At 63.7% G+C, this 16,310-nt stretch carries 13 protein-coding genes; 8 read left to right on the forward strand and 5 right to left on the reverse strand.

The features are described from left to right. The first annotated feature begins 156 nt into the window (after positions 1-156). The 3 genes from ppsA (at position 157) to DB032_RS02530 (ending at position 3,499) form a co-directional block, all read left to right on the forward strand. The gene (ppsA, locus tag DB032_RS02520; RefSeq protein WP_107798125.1) at positions 157-2,544 is read left to right on the forward strand and encodes a phosphoenolpyruvate synthase; all 2,388 of its coding nucleotides are present in this window, start codon (positions 157-159) and stop codon (positions 2,542-2,544) included. A 135-nt stretch (positions 2,545-2,679) separates the two neighbouring features. Then, positions 2,680-3,102: a hypothetical protein gene (locus DB032_RS02525; protein ID WP_146176563.1), complete on the forward strand. Its 423-nt coding sequence runs from the start codon at positions 2,680-2,682 to the stop codon at positions 3,100-3,102. Positions 3,103-3,151: 49 nt separating this feature from the next. After that, positions 3,152-3,499, forward strand: a complete 348-nt coding sequence (locus tag DB032_RS02530) for a NirD/YgiW/YdeI family stress tolerance protein (RefSeq protein ID WP_107798127.1) — start codon at positions 3,152-3,154, stop codon at positions 3,497-3,499. 73 nt (positions 3,500-3,572) lie between these two features. Here the strand turns inward: DB032_RS02530 and DB032_RS02535 are convergent, their stop codons facing one another. Further along, positions 3,573-4,163: a thiol peroxidase gene (locus DB032_RS02535; protein WP_199225794.1), complete on the reverse strand. Its 591-nt coding sequence runs from the start codon at positions 4,161-4,163 to the stop codon at positions 3,573-3,575. A 125-nt stretch (positions 4,164-4,288) separates the two neighbouring features. Continuing rightward, positions 4,289-5,623 (reverse strand): dicarboxylate/amino acid:cation symporter, encoded by a 1,335-nt coding sequence (locus tag DB032_RS02540; RefSeq protein ID WP_107798128.1) that lies wholly within the window; start codon positions 5,621-5,623, stop codon positions 4,289-4,291. Positions 5,624-5,862: 239 nt separating this feature from the next. Between DB032_RS02540 and DB032_RS02545 the strand changes: the two genes are divergently transcribed. Beyond that, positions 5,863-6,588, forward strand: coding sequence for an ABC transporter substrate-binding protein (locus DB032_RS02545; RefSeq protein WP_107798129.1), 726 nt, complete (start codon positions 5,863-5,865; stop codon positions 6,586-6,588). Between the two features lie 24 nt (positions 6,589-6,612). On the opposite strand, the gene DB032_RS02550 is transcribed toward DB032_RS02545, so the two are convergent. Then, positions 6,613-7,215: a MarC family protein gene (locus DB032_RS02550; protein ID WP_019100349.1), complete on the reverse strand. Its 603-nt coding sequence runs from the start codon at positions 7,213-7,215 to the stop codon at positions 6,613-6,615. A 196-nt stretch (positions 7,216-7,411) separates the two neighbouring features. Then, the gene (locus DB032_RS24045) at positions 7,412-7,705 is read right to left on the reverse strand and encodes a DUF1484 family protein (protein ID WP_158274225.1); all 294 of its coding nucleotides are present in this window, start codon (positions 7,703-7,705) and stop codon (positions 7,412-7,414) included. A gap of 819 nt (positions 7,706-8,524) precedes the next feature. On the opposite strand from DB032_RS24045, the gene DB032_RS02570 reads away from it, so the two are divergent. After that, a complete protein-coding gene (locus tag DB032_RS02570; protein WP_081544270.1) occupies positions 8,525-8,878 on the forward strand; it encodes a type II toxin-antitoxin system HicB family antitoxin in 354 nt (117 codons plus the stop codon). Between the two features lie 92 nt (positions 8,879-8,970). Here the strand turns inward: DB032_RS02570 and DB032_RS24855 are convergent, their stop codons facing one another. Next, positions 8,971-11,799, reverse strand: coding sequence for a THUMP domain-containing protein (locus DB032_RS24855; protein ID WP_370445183.1), 2,829 nt, complete (start codon positions 11,797-11,799; stop codon positions 8,971-8,973). A gap of 126 nt (positions 11,800-11,925) precedes the next feature. Between DB032_RS24855 and mutY the strand changes: the two genes are divergently transcribed. From mutY to deoC, 3 genes are all read left to right on the forward strand, one after another. Further along, on the forward strand, positions 11,926-12,966 hold the full coding sequence (mutY, locus tag DB032_RS02580) for an A/G-specific adenine glycosylase (protein ID WP_107801634.1): 1,041 nt from the start codon (positions 11,926-11,928) through the stop codon (positions 12,964-12,966). 44 nt (positions 12,967-13,010) lie between these two features. Continuing rightward, on the forward strand, positions 13,011-15,215 hold the full coding sequence (locus DB032_RS02585; RefSeq protein ID WP_107798131.1) for a bifunctional (p)ppGpp synthetase/guanosine-3',5'-bis(diphosphate) 3'-pyrophosphohydrolase: 2,205 nt from the start codon (positions 13,011-13,013) through the stop codon (positions 15,213-15,215). A gap of 307 nt (positions 15,216-15,522) precedes the next feature. Further along, positions 15,523-16,290 (forward strand): deoxyribose-phosphate aldolase, encoded by a 768-nt coding sequence (deoC, locus tag DB032_RS02590; protein WP_107798132.1) that lies wholly within the window; start codon positions 15,523-15,525, stop codon positions 16,288-16,290. Positions 16,291-16,310: the final 20 nt, after the last annotated feature.

The raw sequence follows: 16,310 nt of genomic DNA on the forward strand, positions 1-16,310 counted from the left end.
TCGTCAGGAATGTCCGTCAACTTATTGATTCTGTTGCAATGCTTGTCCTCGTTCGGCCGAAAACCCGTGTTGCGCTGCAAAAGACGCTACGCATCTGGCACGTAATTCGGCTAGAATGCGGCCCTATCGTCCCAATCCAACACAGGAAGTGAAGTGATGGCTGAGAACTACGTCATCTGGTTCGAGAAACTGCGCATGACCGATGTGGAGCAGGTAGGCGGCAAGAACGCCTCCCTTGGTGAAATGATCAGCCAACTGGCTGGCTCCGGGGTTCGCGTCCCGGGGGGCTTTGCCACCACGGCGCAGGCTTACCGGGATTTTCTGCAGCACAACGGCCTGGCCGAAAAGATCAGCGCCGCGCTGGCCAAGCTGGACATCGACGATGTCAGCGAACTGGCCCGAATCGGCAAGGAAATCCGGCAATGGATCATCGATACCCCGTTCCCCGCCAAGCTTGACGCCGATATCAAAGAGGCCTGGGATCAGATGGTGGCCGATGCCGGCGGCGCCGACATCTCCGTTGCAGTCCGTTCCTCCGCCACCGCAGAAGACCTCCCCGACGCCTCGTTCGCAGGCCAGCAAGAAACCTTCCTGAATATCCGCGGCCTTGACAATGTCAAGGATGCGATGAAACACGTTTTCGCCTCCCTCTATAACGACCGCGCCATTTCCTACCGCGTGCACAAAGGCTTTGAGCACGACGTAGTGGCTTTGTCCGCCGGCGTGCAGCGCATGGTGCGTTCCGACTGCGGCGCGGCCGGCGTGATGTTCACCATCGACACCGAATCCGGCTTTGACGACGTGGTGTTCATCACCGCGTCCTACGGCCTGGGCGAAACCGTGGTGCAGGGCGCGGTAAACCCCGACGAATTCTACGTGCACAAGCCGACGCTGAAAGCCGGCCGTCCGGCGGTGCTGCGCAAGACCATGGGCTCCAAGCTGATCAAGATGGAGTTCACCGATGCCTCGCAAGCCGGCCGCTCGGTCAAGACCGTGGACGTGTCCCCGGCGGAGCGCCAGCAATTCTCCATCAGCGACGCCGAAGTGGCTGAACTGGCCGAATACGCGCTGATCATCGAGAAGCACTATGGCCGCCCGATGGACATCGAATGGGGCCGCGACGGCCACGACGGCAAGCTCTACATCCTGCAGGCGCGTCCGGAAACGGTGAAGTCGCAGGAAGACCGTAAGGACACGCTGCGCCGCTATCGCCTGAACAGCAAATCGCAAGTGCTGTGCGAAGGCCGCGCCATTGGTCAGAAGATCGGCCAGGGCGTGGTGCGCACCATCAAGGACGCGTCCGAGATGGACCGCGTCAAGCCGGGCGACGTGCTGGTGACCGACATGACCGACCCGGATTGGGAACCGGTAATGAAACGCGCCGCCGCCATCGTCACCAACCGCGGCGGCCGCACCTGCCACGCGGCCATCATCGCGCGCGAGCTGGGCATCCCGGCCGTGGTGGGCTGCGGCGACGCCACCCAGGTGCTGTCCGAAGGCATGCAGGTGACCGTGTCCTGCGCCGAAGGCGACACCGGCAACATCTACGACGGCCTGCTGGACGTGGAAGTGATCGACCTGGAACTGGACAAGATGCCCAAGGCCCCGGTCAAGATCATGATGAACGTGGGCAATCCGGAACTGGCTTTCGACTTCGCGCAGCTGCCGAACGAAGGCGTGGGCCTGGCGCGCATGGAGTTCGTGATCAACCGTCAGATCGGCATCCACCCGAAAGCGCTGTTGGAGTTCGACAAGCTGCCGGCGGATCTGAAAGCCACCATCAGCGACCGCATCGCCGGCTACGCCAGCCCGGTGGACTTCTACGTGGACAAGATCGCCGAAGGCGTGTCCACCCTGGCCGCGGCTTTCTATCCGAAAAAGGTCATCGTGCGCATGTCCGACTTCAAGTCGAACGAGTACGCCAACCTGATCGGCGGCCAGCTGTACGAGCCGCACGAAGAAAACCCGATGATCGGCTTCCGCGGCGCCGCCCGCTACGTGGCCGAATCCTTCCGCGATTGCTTTGAACTGGAATGCCGCGCCATCAAGAAAGTGCGCGACGTGATGGGTCTGACCAATGTGGAAGTGATGATTCCCTTTGTGCGCACCCTGTCCGAAGCCGAGCAAGTGGTGGAGATCCTGGCCGCCAACGGCCTCAAGCGCGGCGAAAACGGCCTGCGCCTGATCATGATGTGTGAACTGCCGACCAATGCCGTGTTGGCCGACAAGTTCCTGCAGCATTTCGACGGTTTCTCCATCGGCTCCAACGACATGACCCAGCTGACGCTGGGCGTGGACCGCGACTCCGGCGGCCCGATCGCCTCCACCTTCGACGAGCGCAACGAAGCGGTCAAGGTCATGCTGCACATGGCGATCCAGGCCTGCCGCAAGCAGGGTAAGTACATCGGCATCTGCGGCCAAGGCCCGTCGGACCATCCGGACTTCGCCAAGTGGCTGGTGGAAGAGGGCATCGAAACCGTGTCCCTGAACCCGGACACCGTGGTGGAAACCTGGCTGTACCTGGCGCGTGAACTGAACAGCTAATCCCTGTTTCACCGCTTTCAAACCGCCCGCTTGCCGGGCGGTTTTGTTTTGTCCGGCGCTTCTTGCAAGCGGCGGGCGCGGACGCGGGGCTATGCTTGAGCGCATCGATTCATGAACGCCAATAGGAAGCCCGTCATGCAGTTATTTCGTAGCACTCCCGTCAAAGCCTCGTTGGACATCGTCATCCCGCGTTATCTGGACGCCAGGCCGGCCAAGGAGGCCTCCGCGCTGGCTCAGGTGCTGACCGCCTGCTCCAATCGCGCGTTGGAACAAGGCGTGTATCCGGATCTGGGCGCTTTGCGCGCCGATTGCCAGCGCTGGGGCGCCATTGTCGCGGGCAGCCGGCAATTCAATAATCGCCAAGGCGCGGAGCTGGATGGGAAGCTGGATCGCCTGGGTGCGGCGCTCAAGCAATCCTTGCAAGGGATTGAACAACGGATTCAGGCCGAAGGCCGGCATTACGGCGATAGGCTGCAATTGGCCAAGCAGGGCTACGCGGTGGATCTGGAGCCTTCCCGGCGCGTATTGGGCGACAAGCTGGCTTTAAGTTTCGGTTAAGGCTGCCGTGTTGTAATCCAGACATCGACAACACACTAGGAGTCCAAACATGAAAGCCATCACCGTTCTGCTCACCGCCGCCGCGCTGTCCCTGCCTTTCGCCGCCCAGGCGGAATTCACCGGCCCCGGCGTGCCGGCCGCCGTCACCACCGTGGCCGCCGCGCAAAAAGCCGCCGACGACACCCCGGTGACGCTGGAAGGCAAGATCGTGCGCCAGATCGACCACAAGCGTTATGAATTCCGCGACGCCACCGGCACCATGACGGTGAAGATCAGCCAGAAACGCCTGCCGGCGCAAAAGATCGACCAGAACAGCAAGCTGCGCATCGTCGGCGAAGTGGACAAGGAACTGACGTCGACCAAGGTGGACGCCAAGCTGGTGGAAGTGCTGCCGTAAACCGTTGTCCCCCTGCAACGCGAACGGGCCCGGCGCTGCGCAAGCAGACCGGGCCCGTGTCGTTACTGGGGGCTTACTGTGACGGCCCTTCGTCCTTCAACTGCTCCTCATGCTCCAGTTCCTGCTGCGCCTCCAGCGCCTGTTCCTCGGCTTCGCGCAGCAAGTGGTTGATCTTGTCGAAGTCGAACAGATCCTGGGTGTTGCGCAGCCGCTCGGCGTAATGAATGGTGTTGCTGCCGTCGGCCAGCAGCAGGGCGGGCGCGGTGTAGCCGCTGAGCGGATATTCGCGGATCAGCACCCCGTAATGTTTGTGGAAATCGCGGCCGCGCAGCGTGGACAGCAGGGTGACGTGGGGCAGGCCGTGCTCGCGCCGGGCCCGCGCCAGCGAAGACGGCGAATCCACGGTGATCACCGCCAGGCTGATTTGCGGCCAGCGCTCCAGGAAACGCCGCGTCTCCTGCAGCAGGTATTGGCCGCCATGCTCGTATTCGTCCAGCGACAGCAGGGTCAAAATCAGCTTGGGCACGCCGCCCAGGCCTTCCAGTGACACGTCCTGCTTGCCGTCGCCCACCAGCATGAAGCTGGGCAGATAGGCGCCCACTTCGGGAAAGTCCCCCTCCACCGGCAACAACTCATCGCCGTATTGCAACATGAAGTCGCTCATTCTCGTCTCCCAATGCCCATGCTTCTATCGTGGACCACGCAGCGGCAAAATCAAGCCGCCGCTGTGCTAAGAGCATAAAAAAAGCCTGCGCGAACGCAGGCTGTAAGGGCTGGGAAAACAAAAGCTTAGGACCGGGCGGCTTCCGCGGCGGCCAGTTGCGCCGGCAGCGGCGCGGCGGCCGGCTCCTCCGGCAGCACCGGCTCGCCGGCCAGCACGCGGCGCATGCGTTCTTCGTCCAGCGCCTTCTCCCAGCGCGCCACCACGATGGTGGCCACGCCGTTGCCGATCAGATTGGTGATGGCGCGGGCCTCGGACATGAAGCGGTCGATGCCGATCAGCAGCGCCAGGCCGGACACCGGCAGCTTGCCGCCCAGCGTGGCCAGCGTGGCGGCCAGGGTGATGAAGCCGCCGCCGGTCACCGCCGCCGCGCCCTTGGACGTGAGCAGCAGCACGCCCAGCAGGCCCAGCTCCTCCGCCAGCGTCAGCTCCACATTGGTGGCTTGGGCGATGAAGATGGCGGCCATGGTCAGATAGATGGAGGTGCCGTCCAGATTGAAGGAGTAGCCGGTGGGAATCACCATGCCCACCACCGGTTTGGAGCAGCCCAGGTTTTCCAGCTTCTTCATGATGCCCGGCAGCGCGGACTCGGATGAAGAGGTGCCCAATACCAGCAGCAACTCCTCCTTGATGTAAATCAGGAAGCGCCACAGGCTGAAGCCGTTGAGCTTGGCGATGGTGCCCAGCACCACGAAGACGAAGGCGAAACAGGTCAGGTAGACGCAGAGCATCAGGAAACCCAGCTGTTTCAGCGAACCCACGCCGTATTTGCCGATGGTGAAGGCCATCGCGCCGAAGGCGCCGATGGGGGCCAGCTTCATCAGCATATTGATCACGCCGAACAAAGCATGGGAGAACTCGTCCAGGATGTGGACGATGGTCTTGCCGTTGTCGCCCATCTTGGTCAGCGCCAGGCCCAGCAGCACCGAGAAGGTCAGCACTTGCAGGATTTCGCCGTTGGCGAACGCGCCCACCACCGTATCCGGAATGATGTGCATCAGGAAATCAATGCTGCTCATCTCCTTGGCGTTGGCGGCGTACTTGGCCACCGAGTGCGCGTCCAGCGTGCTGGGGTCCACATTGAGGCCGGCGCCGGGCTTGAGCACATTGACCACCACCAGGCCGATCACCAGCGCCAGCGTGGTGACGGCTTCAAAGTAGAACAGCGCTTTCACGCCCACGCGGCCCACTTCCTTCATATCGCCCATCTTGGCGATGCCCACCACCACGGTGGCGAAGATGATGGGGGCGATCATCATCTTGATCAGTTTGATGAAGGCGTCGCCCAGCGGTTTCATCTTCGCGCCCAGATCGGGAACGAAGGCGCCGAGCATCACGCCGAGGAAAATGGCCAGCAGCACCTGGAAATAAAGGCGCTGGTAGAGGGGGGTTTTGGTCTGCATCGCGGTCCCTGTAGCGTTGTCTGACTTCGGCTCGGGGCGGGCCGAAGTTGTTATGCAATCAAAAGCGGGCTCTTAACGGCCCATGATTGCGGATGCTAGCAAGAGGAAGCGCGGGGACGAATTGCCGATATCCCTATGCGGGATAACCCCAACACGAAGTAAATCGCCGCTGTTGGCCAGCCGTCAGCTTCTATGCTTGGTAAGACGCGTCGTCAGAATTCCGCGGGAGGTATGCCGCCATGAAGCTCGCCTTTGTCCACGCCGCCCTGTTGCTGGGCGCGCTCGCCGTCTGCGGCCGGGCGGAGTCGACATCGCCCCGCATCCGTTTGCTGACCGAGGATTACCCGCCGTTCAACATCGCGCTGGAGGAGGGCAAGATCGGCGGCCTGTCCACTGACATCCTGCGCGAAATGTTCCAGCGCGCGGGCATCCCGTACAGCATGGAGTTGCTGCCCTGGCTGCGCGCCTACGCCATCGCCCAGCAGGAAGACAATAGCTGCGTTTACTCGACTTCGCGCACGCCCAGCCGGGAGAGTCAGTTCAAATGGGTGGGGCCGCTGGTCAGCAACTCCTGGAGCCTGTTCGCCGGCCCTCACAGCCCGGCGGGGGTGGCCGCGCTGGACGACGCGCGCGGCTTCACCATAGGCAGCTACAAGGGCTCGGGGATGTCGCAGTATCTGGCCGATCTGGGTTTCAAGCTGGAGCTGGCGAGAGCGGACGATTTGAACGCCAGAAAGCTGGTGGCCGGCCATATCGACTTTTGGGCCAGCGGCGAGTTCAGCGGCGCCTACATCGCCTCCGCCAACCGGCTGCCCATCCGACTGCTGTTCAGCTTCAACACGGTGCAGATGTATCTGGCCTGCAACCCGGGAATGGATGAGCGCATCGTGCTGAAACTCAACAAGACGCTGCTCAATATGCAGCGCGACGGCGTGGTGGACGCGCTGCGCAAACACTATCGCTAGGCTGACCTAATATGAGCGCGAAGCTCAGTGGAATTGTTTGATGTAGGACGCCACGCCGCCCAGCAGCATCTCGATCGAGATCGCGGTCAGCACCAGGCCCATCAGCCGCTCCAGCGCGGTGATCGCCTGCTCGCCCAGCAGCTTTTGCAGCTTGCCGGAGAAGAGAAACACCAGCAGCGTCACCAGCATGCAGATGGTCAGCGCCCCCAGCCATTCCAGCATCCGCTCCGGTTCGCGGGTGGACATCAGCAGCACGGTGGCCATCGCCGACGGGCCGGCGATCAGCGGCACGGCGATCGGCACGATGAAGGGCTCGCCGTGCATCTTGTCGCCGCCGAACACGCTGCCCTCGCCGGGAAAGATCATTTTGATGGCGATCAGGAACAGGATCACGCCGCCGGCCACCCGCATCGAATCATCGGTCAGGTGCATCAAGTCCAGGAAGTTGCGGCCAAAGAACATGAAGGCGGACAGCACCAGGAAGGCGATCAGGCATTCGCGGTAGACCACGCGGCGGCGGCGTTCCGGCTTGACCTGCTTGAGCGCGGCGATGAACAGCGGAATATTGCCCAGCGGATCGGTGATCAGGATCAGCAGGACGGTGGCGGACAGGAAAGAGGTTTGCATGGTGTGTGCTTGCAGCGTTGAGTGGTGTCAATGGCGCGCAGGCCCTGTGCGTAAGGCTCTGGATTTTTAAGCGCGCGTCCGGGCGGGATTATCTCACGGCGATGCCGAATGGGTTAGTCCGGATTGCGACGGTTTTATTCGTTTGGCTTGCCGCCTCAGGCTGCCCGCCAGGCGGGGCTGGCGGGCGTTGACGAGATCAGCTCAGTTCCTGCAAGGCTTCATAAGCTTGTTGCAAGCGCCGAGCGAAGGGCTCGAGCAGACAATACATCTGCTCGCGCGCCAGATGCTCGATCTCGGACTGGTCCAGCAGCGTCAGCAGCCCGGCCAGCGCGCTGCTGATCTGGCCCAACTCCAGCGAGGCGGTATGACAGATGTCGTGGACGTGTCGGCTACATTGCGCCAGCCGTTCCAGTTCGGGTTCGCAGAGGCGCTGCGCGTGCAGCTGTTGGATCAGGCGGTCTAGTTCGATGAGGCTGGGGACGGGATTCATGGCTGAGCCTCCGGAAGCGGGGCGCGGGCCGGCGTGTCGCGGGGCGGGGGATAGCTGAACAAGGGTAGAACCAACATGGGGAACGCTCCTTTTTCGTGGTCCGCCTGCGGGCTCGCTCTCAAACGGGCTGGCAGGCGCGTGACGAGGTTGAGAGACCGGGAAAAAGGAAACCGGTAGGCCGTTAAGGCCTCCCCGCCACGGCCCGCCGGATGGCAAGGCAATAGCGTTTCGGACGCGACTGTTACACAGTGGCATCCCCCTTTTTCCTTTATATGGGCTCTCACACCCAGCGCCGTTAAGTGAAACGGCACGCGGCGATTGTTGCCGATGGGCTGGGTGGGGTCAAGCGGCAGCGTCCAGCTGTGCTGTGTTGTCGGTCTTATCCGATGATATTGATTTTGGTACTGATTTATGGTACCAGTTGAGTGTGAAACGAAAACACTTGATCACCTTGCAGTTGATCTTCAGGCGTCCAGTCAGCGCCAATATCCGGTGGAGCGATATTGAGGCTTTGTTTCAGGAGCCGGGTGTAGAGCCTATTCACGATCTCGCGAGCTAGAGTGAGACAAGGCGAAAGTGGCTGAGAAAGCGGAATGTACATTTGGTACATGAGCATTTCGAAGCCGGTTTCAACGCCGTATCGCCGACGCGCAGCAGTTCGTGAATAGGGTCTGAGATTGAGGAGCGTGAAGGGAGGGATATCTGCGTTGCCTTATTCGGTGTGGTGAGGGTGTTTCATCGGCCCCATCCTTCTCCGGATACGGACAAGGGAGCGGTGGCCGCAATTAGAAAATGGCTGGAAACCAACGGGGTGACACCATGAAGAATATTCTACAGATTGAAGGCTACCGAGCTGTGATCAGCTATGACCCGGAAATCGACATGTTTCGCGGCGAGTTTCTGGGCTTGAGCGGCGGAGCGGATTTTTATGCAGGCGATGTCGCAAGCCTCAAACGAGAAGCCGAAATATCGCTGCGCGTGTATCTGGACGCATGCCGCGAGAAGGGGCTGCAGCCTCTTAAAACCTATTCGGGAAAATTCAATGTGCGCATTGCGCCGCGCTTGCATGAAATGGCGGCGGCAGCGGCGTCGGCCGAGTCCAAGAGCTTGAACGAATGGGTGGAGGCGGCGATCGAGGAGCGGGCGGAGGCCATGGACCTCAAAACGGCTTAAACACCGCATGGTTCAATCTTGGGGCACTCCGCGGGAGTGCTCCATGAAAAACGGCGAGCCATGGCTCGCCGTTTTGCTGTCCGCGCGCGGTGTTACTCCGCGGCGTGATCGTCCTGCTCGATGGTTTCGGCCTGCTCACCCGGTTTTTCCTTGCGGGCGCTGCCTTCCACCATATTGATGACGAACAGCCGGCATTGCAGCGAGCCGTTGTACAGCGGGGTGCGGCGCTTGGGCGACAGATGGATCAGCTTGGCCAGGCGCAGGTCGCCGCTGAACAGGTTGGCGTGCCAGCCGGCGAAGTGGGCCTTCAGCCAGTCGCCCAGCAGCGGATACCACTCGGCCAGCTGGTCCAGTTCGTCCATGCGCACGCCGTAGGGCGGGTTGGCCACCAGGATGCCGTTTTCGCCGTTGGGGCGGGCGTCCAGCACGTCCATCGCTTGCAGTTCCACCAGGCCGGAGAGGCCGGCGCGTTCCAGGTTGTCCTTGGCGACGTTGATGATGGCCTGGTCGCGGTCGGAGCCGTTGATCGCCAGCTTGGCCAGCGGTTTTTCCGCGTGCTGGGCGTCCAGCAGCAGTTTTTCCCAGCTGGCGGAATCGAAGCCGCGCAGTTTCTGGAAGGCGAATTTGCGTTGGCGGCCCGGCGCGCGGTTCAGCGCGATGTCGGCGGCTTCCACCAGGAAGGTGCCGCTGCCGCACATCGGGTCCAGCAGCGGCTGGCTGCCGTTGTAGCCGGTCAGCATCAGGATGCCGGCGGCCAGGTTTTCACGCAGCGGCGCGTCGCCGGTTTCCTGGCGCCAGCCGCGCTTGAACAGCGGTTCGCCGCTGGTGTCCAGGTAGATGGTGGCGCTGTCTTCGGTCAGGAAGACGTGGACGCGCACGTCCGGGTGGCGGGTGTCGACATTGGGCCGGCCCAGCTGAGCCTGGCGGAAGCGGTCGCAGATCGCGTCCTTCACCTTCAGCGAGATGAAGTCCAGGCTCTTGAAGTGGCAGCGGATGGCGTCGGTCTTCAGCTTGATGCTGTTGGACACGTCGAACCAGCGCGGCCAGTCCACATTCATCGCCAGGCGGTAGATGTCTTGTTCATTGCGGTAGCCGCCCTGGGCCAGTTGCAGCAGCACGCGGCTGGCGGTGCGGCTGTGCAGGTTGGCCGCCATCAGCAGATCGCGGTCGCCGGCGAAGGCCACGCCGCCGTCGGCGGTGGCGATGTCGCGCGCGCCCAGGCCGCGCAACTCGTCGGCCAGGATGGCTTCCAGGCCGCGCGGGCAGGGGGCGAACAAGGACAGCACGCTGTCGCGCACCTGGGTCAGGCTCGGGGCCTGGCGTTCGGACGGCGCATGACGCGGCGCGTCGGCGTGGCGATGCTCGCCGCGGGTTTCCACGCGGTGCTGGTCGCCCAGCGGTTTCAGGCTGCCGGCACCCGGCTTGCCGAACAATTGACGGGCTTCGCCTTCGCGACGCTCGTGGCGCGGGCGTTCTTCCTGTTGCCAGCTTTGGCGCGGCGCGCGTTCGGCGTCGTCGCGGCGGACGTCGTTGTCGCGATAGGACGGCTTGCTGAACAGCTTGCGCGTGCCGCCTTCGCTACGCTCGGCCGGTTCGCCTTGCGGACGGTCCTGGCGCGGCGCTGGTTCGGCGTCGTCGCGGTGGCTGCGGTTGTCGCGTTCGGCGGATTTGCCGAACAGTTTGCGCGGGCCGCCCTCGCCGCGTTCAGCGGGCTCGTTTTGCTGCCACGGCTTGCGCGGCGCTTGTTCGGCGTCGTCACGCTGGAAGCGGTTGTCGCGGTCGCCGTGCTGGCGTTCCTGCCAGGGCTTGCGCGGCGCTTGCCCGGCGTCGTCGCGGCGGAAACGGTTGTCGCGGTCGCCGTGTTCGCGCTCCTGCCACGGCTTGCGCGGCGCTTGTTCGGCGTCGTCGCGGCGGAAACGGTTGTCGCGGTCGCCGTGTTCGCGCTCCTGCCAGGGCTTGCGCGGCGCTTGCTCGGCGTCGTCGCGGCGGAAACGGTTGTCGCGGTCGCCGTGCTGGCGTTCTTGCCACGGTTTGCGCGGCGCCTGCTCGGCGTCGTCGCGACGGAAGTTGTTGTCGCGATTGGCCGGCTTGCCGAACAGTTTGCGCGGACCCTCTTCGCGCTGCTCGCTGTGCTGGCGTTCCTGCCAAGGCTTGCGCGGCGCCTGTTCGGCGTCGTCGCGGCGGAAGCGCTGTTCGCGATCGCTGGAAGGATTGAACGGCTTGCGCGGCTGATCGACATGGCGTTCGCCGTCGCGTTGCTGCCAGCGCGGCTTGCCCTGCGGCGCGCCTTGTTCGCCGTCCCGCTCCAGATGCAGCGGTTTGCGGCCGGACGGGCCGCGGTCGCGGCTATACGGTTTGCGTTCCGGCTCCACGTCCGCGGCGGCGTTCAGCGGCTTGCGGCCGGATGGGCCGCGGTCGCGGCTGTAGTCGCGCGGTTCAGGGTCTTCGCGGTGATGGAAGGGCTTCTTGGGGCCGCTGCCTTGCGGGCGTTCTTCGCCGTCGCGGGCGAAGCTGCGCGGCTGCCAATTGTTGCCGCGTTCTTTATTGAAGCGGTCCTTATTGAAGCTGTCTTGGCCTTCGTTGCGCTCAAAGCGCTGCTGGCCTTGCGGCCGGCGGTCGTTGCCATACGGCTTGTCGCGCCCGGCCTGTTGGTCGCGTCCCTGATAGGGGCCGCGCTTGCCGCCGTCGCGCGGGCCTTGTCCCTGTCCTTGGCCGCGGTCTTGCCAATTGGGCTTGGCGTTGCCCGGACGCGGGCCGGAATAGGGCGCGCGCGGCGCGGCGTCGGCCGAAGGCGCTTTCTTCTGGATCACGGGGCTTTTGCCGGCCGGGCTGTCTCCGCCTGCCGGCGAACTGGCCTCATTGTCGCGGCTATTGAATTCGCGGCGCATATTGGCACGCTGGCGGGAACGGAAACTGGACATGGAACTTCCTTGAGTAAGCAGACTTTTAAGCAATTCTTTGATTTTAACTTATTTGTCCGGAGGCTGCTTGGTGACAGCGAGGCTTTCCGCTACCATATCCGGTTCGATTCAAGATGATAGACGATGCTGCACAGCTCCTTCGCCGCGCGCCTGACCGCCTGGCAAAAAACGCATGGACGCCATGATCTGCCGTGGCAGGTCAGCGACCCGTACCGGATCTGGCTGTCCGAGATCATGCTGCAACAGACCCAGGTCAAAAGCGTGCTGGAATATTACCCGCGCTTCCTCGCCCGCTTTCCGGACGTGACGGCGCTGGCCGCCGCGCCGCAGGAAGACGTGCTGGCCTTGTGGAGCGGCCTGGGCTATTACAGCCGGGCGCGCAATCTGCACAAGGCTGCGCAAATGGTGATGGCCGAGTTTGGCGGCCGCTTTCCGGCCGAGCGCCAGCAACTGGAGCGCCTGCCCGGCGTGGGGCGTTCCACCGCCGCGGCGATTGCTTCTTTCGCTTTCGGCCAGCGGGAAACCATTCTGGACGGCAACGTCAAGCGCGTGCTGACCCGTTGCTTCGGCATCGACGGCTTCCCCGGCGAGAAGCCGGTGGAACAGCGTTTGTGGCGATTGGCCGAAGCGTTGCTGCCGCAGGATGCGGCGCTGATGAGCGCCTACACTCAAGGTTTGATGGACCTGGGCGCCACGGTGTGCAGCCGCGGCAAACCGGCCTGTACCGTCTGTCCCATGGTGGACGGCTGCGCGGCGGCGCGAGAGGGCCGCACCGGCGAGCTGCCGACGCCGCGGCCGAAGAAGACGGTGCCCACGCGCCATACGGTGATGTTGCTGGCCACCCATGGCGACAAGGTGTGGCTGTTGCGGCGGCCGCCCAGCGGCATCTGGGGCGGTTTGCTGTCCTTGCCGGAGTTTGAGACTTCGTTGCAGATCGAGGACTGGCTGGCGCGCAACGGCCACGGCGACGTGTTGCCGGCCTGGCCGGAACTGGAGCATGTGTTTACGCATTACCGATTGATCATTACGCCGGTGCCGCTGCGCTTGGACGCGTTGCGCGCGGAGGCGGCGATGGAGGACAGCGGGCAGTGGCTGCCCTTGTCCGTGGCCCCGGACGCCGGGGTGCCGGCGCCGGTGCGCCGGCTGTTGTTGCGTTTGGCCGAGTAGCCGAGCGCTGTCGAAACACGATTTGATTGAGTTACTGGGTTGATATGGTTTCCGTAGTTCGTTCGATGGCTGACACCCTGGCAGACGCGGCCAATCCGCAACGCTGGCTGGAGGGCTTGTCTTCTTCGCTGAGCGGAGAAGAGCAGGCGATGCTCACTCGCGCCTTGGACGAGGCGCGCGCCTTGTACTGCGGCAAGACCATGGCCCAGACCGGCGAGGACTTGTTCAGCCACGCGGTGGCCGCCGCCGCCATCGTGGCGGATCTGAACCTGTTGCCGGACGCCATCGTCGCCACCTTGATGTTCGCCGCTTCGGATTACCGCGAGGACTGGCAGCCCTGGCTCTGCGAAACCTTCAATCCCACGGTGGCGGTGCTGGTGGAGGGGGTCAACGGCGTGCGCCGCATCACCGAGCTGGCGCGCATCGACAAGCTGTCCACGCCGGAAGAGCGCGCGCGCCAGGCGGAAACCATGCGCAAGATGCTGCTGGCCATGGTGGCCGACATCCGCGTGGTGCTGATCAAGCTGGCCTGGCGCACCCAGACCATGCACTACCTGGCCGAGGTGGAGGACGAGACGGTGCGCCGCCGCATCGCCACCGAGACCCTGGATCTGTTCGCGCCGCTGGCCAACCGCCTGGGGGTGTGGCAGATCAAGTGGGAGCTGGAGGACCTGGGCTTCCGCCATACCGAACCGGACAGCTACAAGCGCATCGCCAAGCTGTTGGACGAGCGCCGGCTGGAACGCATCGACTATATCGACCGGCTGCTGGACACCCTGCGCGCGGAGCTGAAAAACGCCGGGGTCAAGGCGGAAGTGGCCGGCCGGCCCAAGCACATCTTCTCCATCTGGAAGAAGATGAAGAAGAAAAAGCTGGATTTCTCCGAGCTCTACGACATCCGCGCGGTGCGCATCCTGGTGGAGCGGCTGCCGGACTGCTATACGGCGCTGGGCATCATTCACGGCACCTGGCAGCCGATTCCCGGCGAGTTCGACGACTACATCTCCCATCCCAAGGCCAATAATTACCGCAGCCTGCACACCGCGGTGATTGGGCCGGAGGACAAGGCGGTGGAGGTGCAGATCCGCACCTTCGAGATGCACGAGCACGCCGAGTTCGGCGTGGCCGCGCATTGGCGCTACAAGGAGGGCGGCAAGGGCGACGCAGCCTATGAGGAGAAAATCTCCTGGCTGCGCCAGTTGCTGGACTGGCGCGAGGAGATGTCGGACCGCGAGGGCCTGGCCGAGGCGTTCAAGACCGAGCTGTTCGCCGACACCATCTATGTGCTGACGCCGCAGGGCCGGGTGATGGCCTTGCCGTTTGGCGCCACCCCCATCGATTTCGCCTATTCGGTGCACACCAATCTGGGCCATCGCTGCCGCGGCGCCAAGGTGGAAGGGCAGATCGTGCCCTTGTCCACGCCGCTGCAAAACGGCCAGCGGGTGGAGATCATCACCGCCAAGGAAGGCGGGCCGTCGGTGAACTGGCTGCACGACGGCTGGGTGAAGAGCCATCGCGCCATTTCCAAGATCCGCCAGCACATCCGCCTGCTCAACGCCGACACCGTGCGCGAGACCGGCAAGATGTTGTTCGAGCGCGAGCTGGCGCGCCACAGCCATATGCAGCCCAATCTGGGCGCGTTGGCGGAGAAGCTGGGCTACGACAAGCTGGAGGAAGTGTACGGCGCGCTGGGCCACGGCGAGCTGACCACGCGCGTGGTGTCCAACGCCATCGTCAGCTTCGCGCCGCCGCCGCCGGCGGACGTGGCGCCGGAAAGCCTGGTCAAGGCCAGCAAGGGCGGCCACGACGCGGGCGGCGTGTTGATCGAGGGCGTGGACAATCTGATGACGGTGCTGGCCAAGTGCTGCAAGCCGGCGCCGCCGGACGGGGTGATGGGCTTCGTCACCAAGGGGCGCGGCATTTCCATTCACCGCACGAGCTGCCTGACGCTGAAAAAACTGTCGGTGGAAGCGCCGGAGCGGCTGATCGCCGCGGAATGGGGCGACCAGCGCAGCAGCGTCTTCCCCATCGACATCGAAATCATCGCCATGGACCGGCCCGGCCTGCTGCGCGATCTGTCCGACGTGCTGTCGCGCGAGAAGCTGAACCTGATCGGTGTCAACACCCTGTCGCGAGACACTCGCGCCCGCATGCGTTTCACCGTGGAGGTGCGCCAGGTGCAGGACATCAGCCGGGTGCTGTCGCGGATGATGGAGTTGAGCGGGGTGCAGGAGGCGCGGCGTTTGTAAGAACCTGTTCAAAGTCTGCTGCGCGTCGGTAGTAGAGATTGTGCGACGAGTGCCGTCTTCGAAATGCTCATGTACCGCTTGACCATTCCGCTTTCTCAGCCGCAACGCCTTAGCTCGCGAGATCGTAAACACGTTCTAAGGCGCGGTCGAGTTTGCGTTGGCACAAGTTCACTGTGGCTGTGCATTGCTTTGACTTAAAGAAATTTTCATAATGGTTTTTTTGCGCCGCCGCCCGCCGGCGGCGCTGAGGTTTTGGAACGCTTGGCGAGCGCGCCTAGCCGTTCAATTTTGAAAGGTTTGTTAGCTCATGTCCGAACTGATCGCCGCGGCCCGCCGCGCCCTGTCCCTGATGGATCTCACCACGCTGAACGACGACGACACCAACGACAAGGTCGCCGCGCTGTGCCGCAAGGCCAAGAGCGACGCCGGCACCGTGGCCGCGGTCTGCGTGTATCCGCGCTTCGTGCCCATCGCCAAGAAAACCCTGCGCGAGGCCGGCTGCCCCGAGGTCAAAGTGGCCACCGTCACCAACTTCCCGGCCGGCGATGAGGACATCGCCGTCGCGGTGGCGGAAACCCGCGCCGCGATCGCCTACGGCGCGGACGAAGTCGACGTGGTGTTCCCGTACCGCGCGCTGATGGCCGGTAACCGCGAGGTGGGCGCGCAACTGGTGGCGGCCTGCAAGGACGCCTGCGAAGGCAAGACGCTGAAAGTCATCATTGAAAGCGGCGAGCTGAAGGACGAGGCGCTGATCCGCGAGGCCAGCCTGATCTCGATCCAGGCCGGCGCCGATTTCATCAAGACCTCCACCGGCAAGGTGCCGGTGAACGCCACGCTGGAAGCGGCCGGCGTGATGCTGTCCGCCATCCGCGAAACCGGCGGCGCTTGCGGCTTCAAGGCCGCAGGCGGCGTGCGCACCGCGGCCGAGGCGGCGGAATACCTGGACTTGGCCGAGCATCTGCTGGGCGCCGGCTGGGTGAGCGCCGAGCGCTTCCGTTTCGGCGCTTCCGGCCTGCTGGGCAATTTGCAGGCGGAAATCGAAGGGGGCGAGGTTAAGCCGATCAGCGGCTATTGATCGCTCGCCGTTTCATCGCC

The organism is Chromobacterium sp. Panama (genome assembly GCF_003052555.1).
Taxonomy (GTDB): domain Bacteria; phylum Pseudomonadota; class Gammaproteobacteria; order Burkholderiales; family Chromobacteriaceae; genus Chromobacterium.

Bases quoted from the DNA above. Each gene is read 5' to 3' on its own strand.
- ppsA (WP_107798125.1), top strand. From the start codon at position 157: ATGGCTGAGAACTACGTCATCTGGTTCGAGAAACTGCGCATGACCGAT.
- DB032_RS02525 (WP_146176563.1), top strand. From the start codon at position 2,680: ATGCAGTTATTTCGTAGCACTCCCGTCAAAGCCTCGTTGGACATCGTC.
- DB032_RS02530 (WP_107798127.1), top strand. From the start codon at position 3,152: ATGAAAGCCATCACCGTTCTGCTCACCGCCGCCGCGCTGTCCCTGCCT.
- DB032_RS02535 (WP_199225794.1), bottom strand. From the start codon at position 4,163: ATGAGCGACTTCATGTTGCAATACGGCGATGAGTTGTTGCCGGTGGAG.
- DB032_RS02540 (WP_107798128.1), bottom strand. From the start codon at position 5,623: ATGCAGACCAAAACCCCCCTCTACCAGCGCCTTTATTTCCAGGTGCTG.
- DB032_RS02545 (WP_107798129.1), top strand. From the start codon at position 5,863: ATGAAGCTCGCCTTTGTCCACGCCGCCCTGTTGCTGGGCGCGCTCGCC.
- DB032_RS02550 (WP_019100349.1), bottom strand. From the start codon at position 7,215: ATGCAAACCTCTTTCCTGTCCGCCACCGTCCTGCTGATCCTGATCACC.
- DB032_RS24045 (WP_158274225.1), bottom strand. From the start codon at position 7,705: ATGAATCCCGTCCCCAGCCTCATCGAACTAGACCGCCTGATCCAACAG.
- DB032_RS02570 (WP_081544270.1), top strand. From the start codon at position 8,525: ATGAAGAATATTCTACAGATTGAAGGCTACCGAGCTGTGATCAGCTAT.
- DB032_RS24855 (WP_370445183.1), bottom strand. From the start codon at position 11,799: ATGTCCAGTTTCCGTTCCCGCCAGCGTGCCAATATGCGCCGCGAATTC.
- DB032_RS02585 (WP_107798131.1), top strand. From the start codon at position 13,011: ATGGTTTCCGTAGTTCGTTCGATGGCTGACACCCTGGCAGACGCGGCC.
- deoC (WP_107798132.1), top strand. From the start codon at position 15,523: ATGTCCGAACTGATCGCCGCGGCCCGCCGCGCCCTGTCCCTGATGGAT.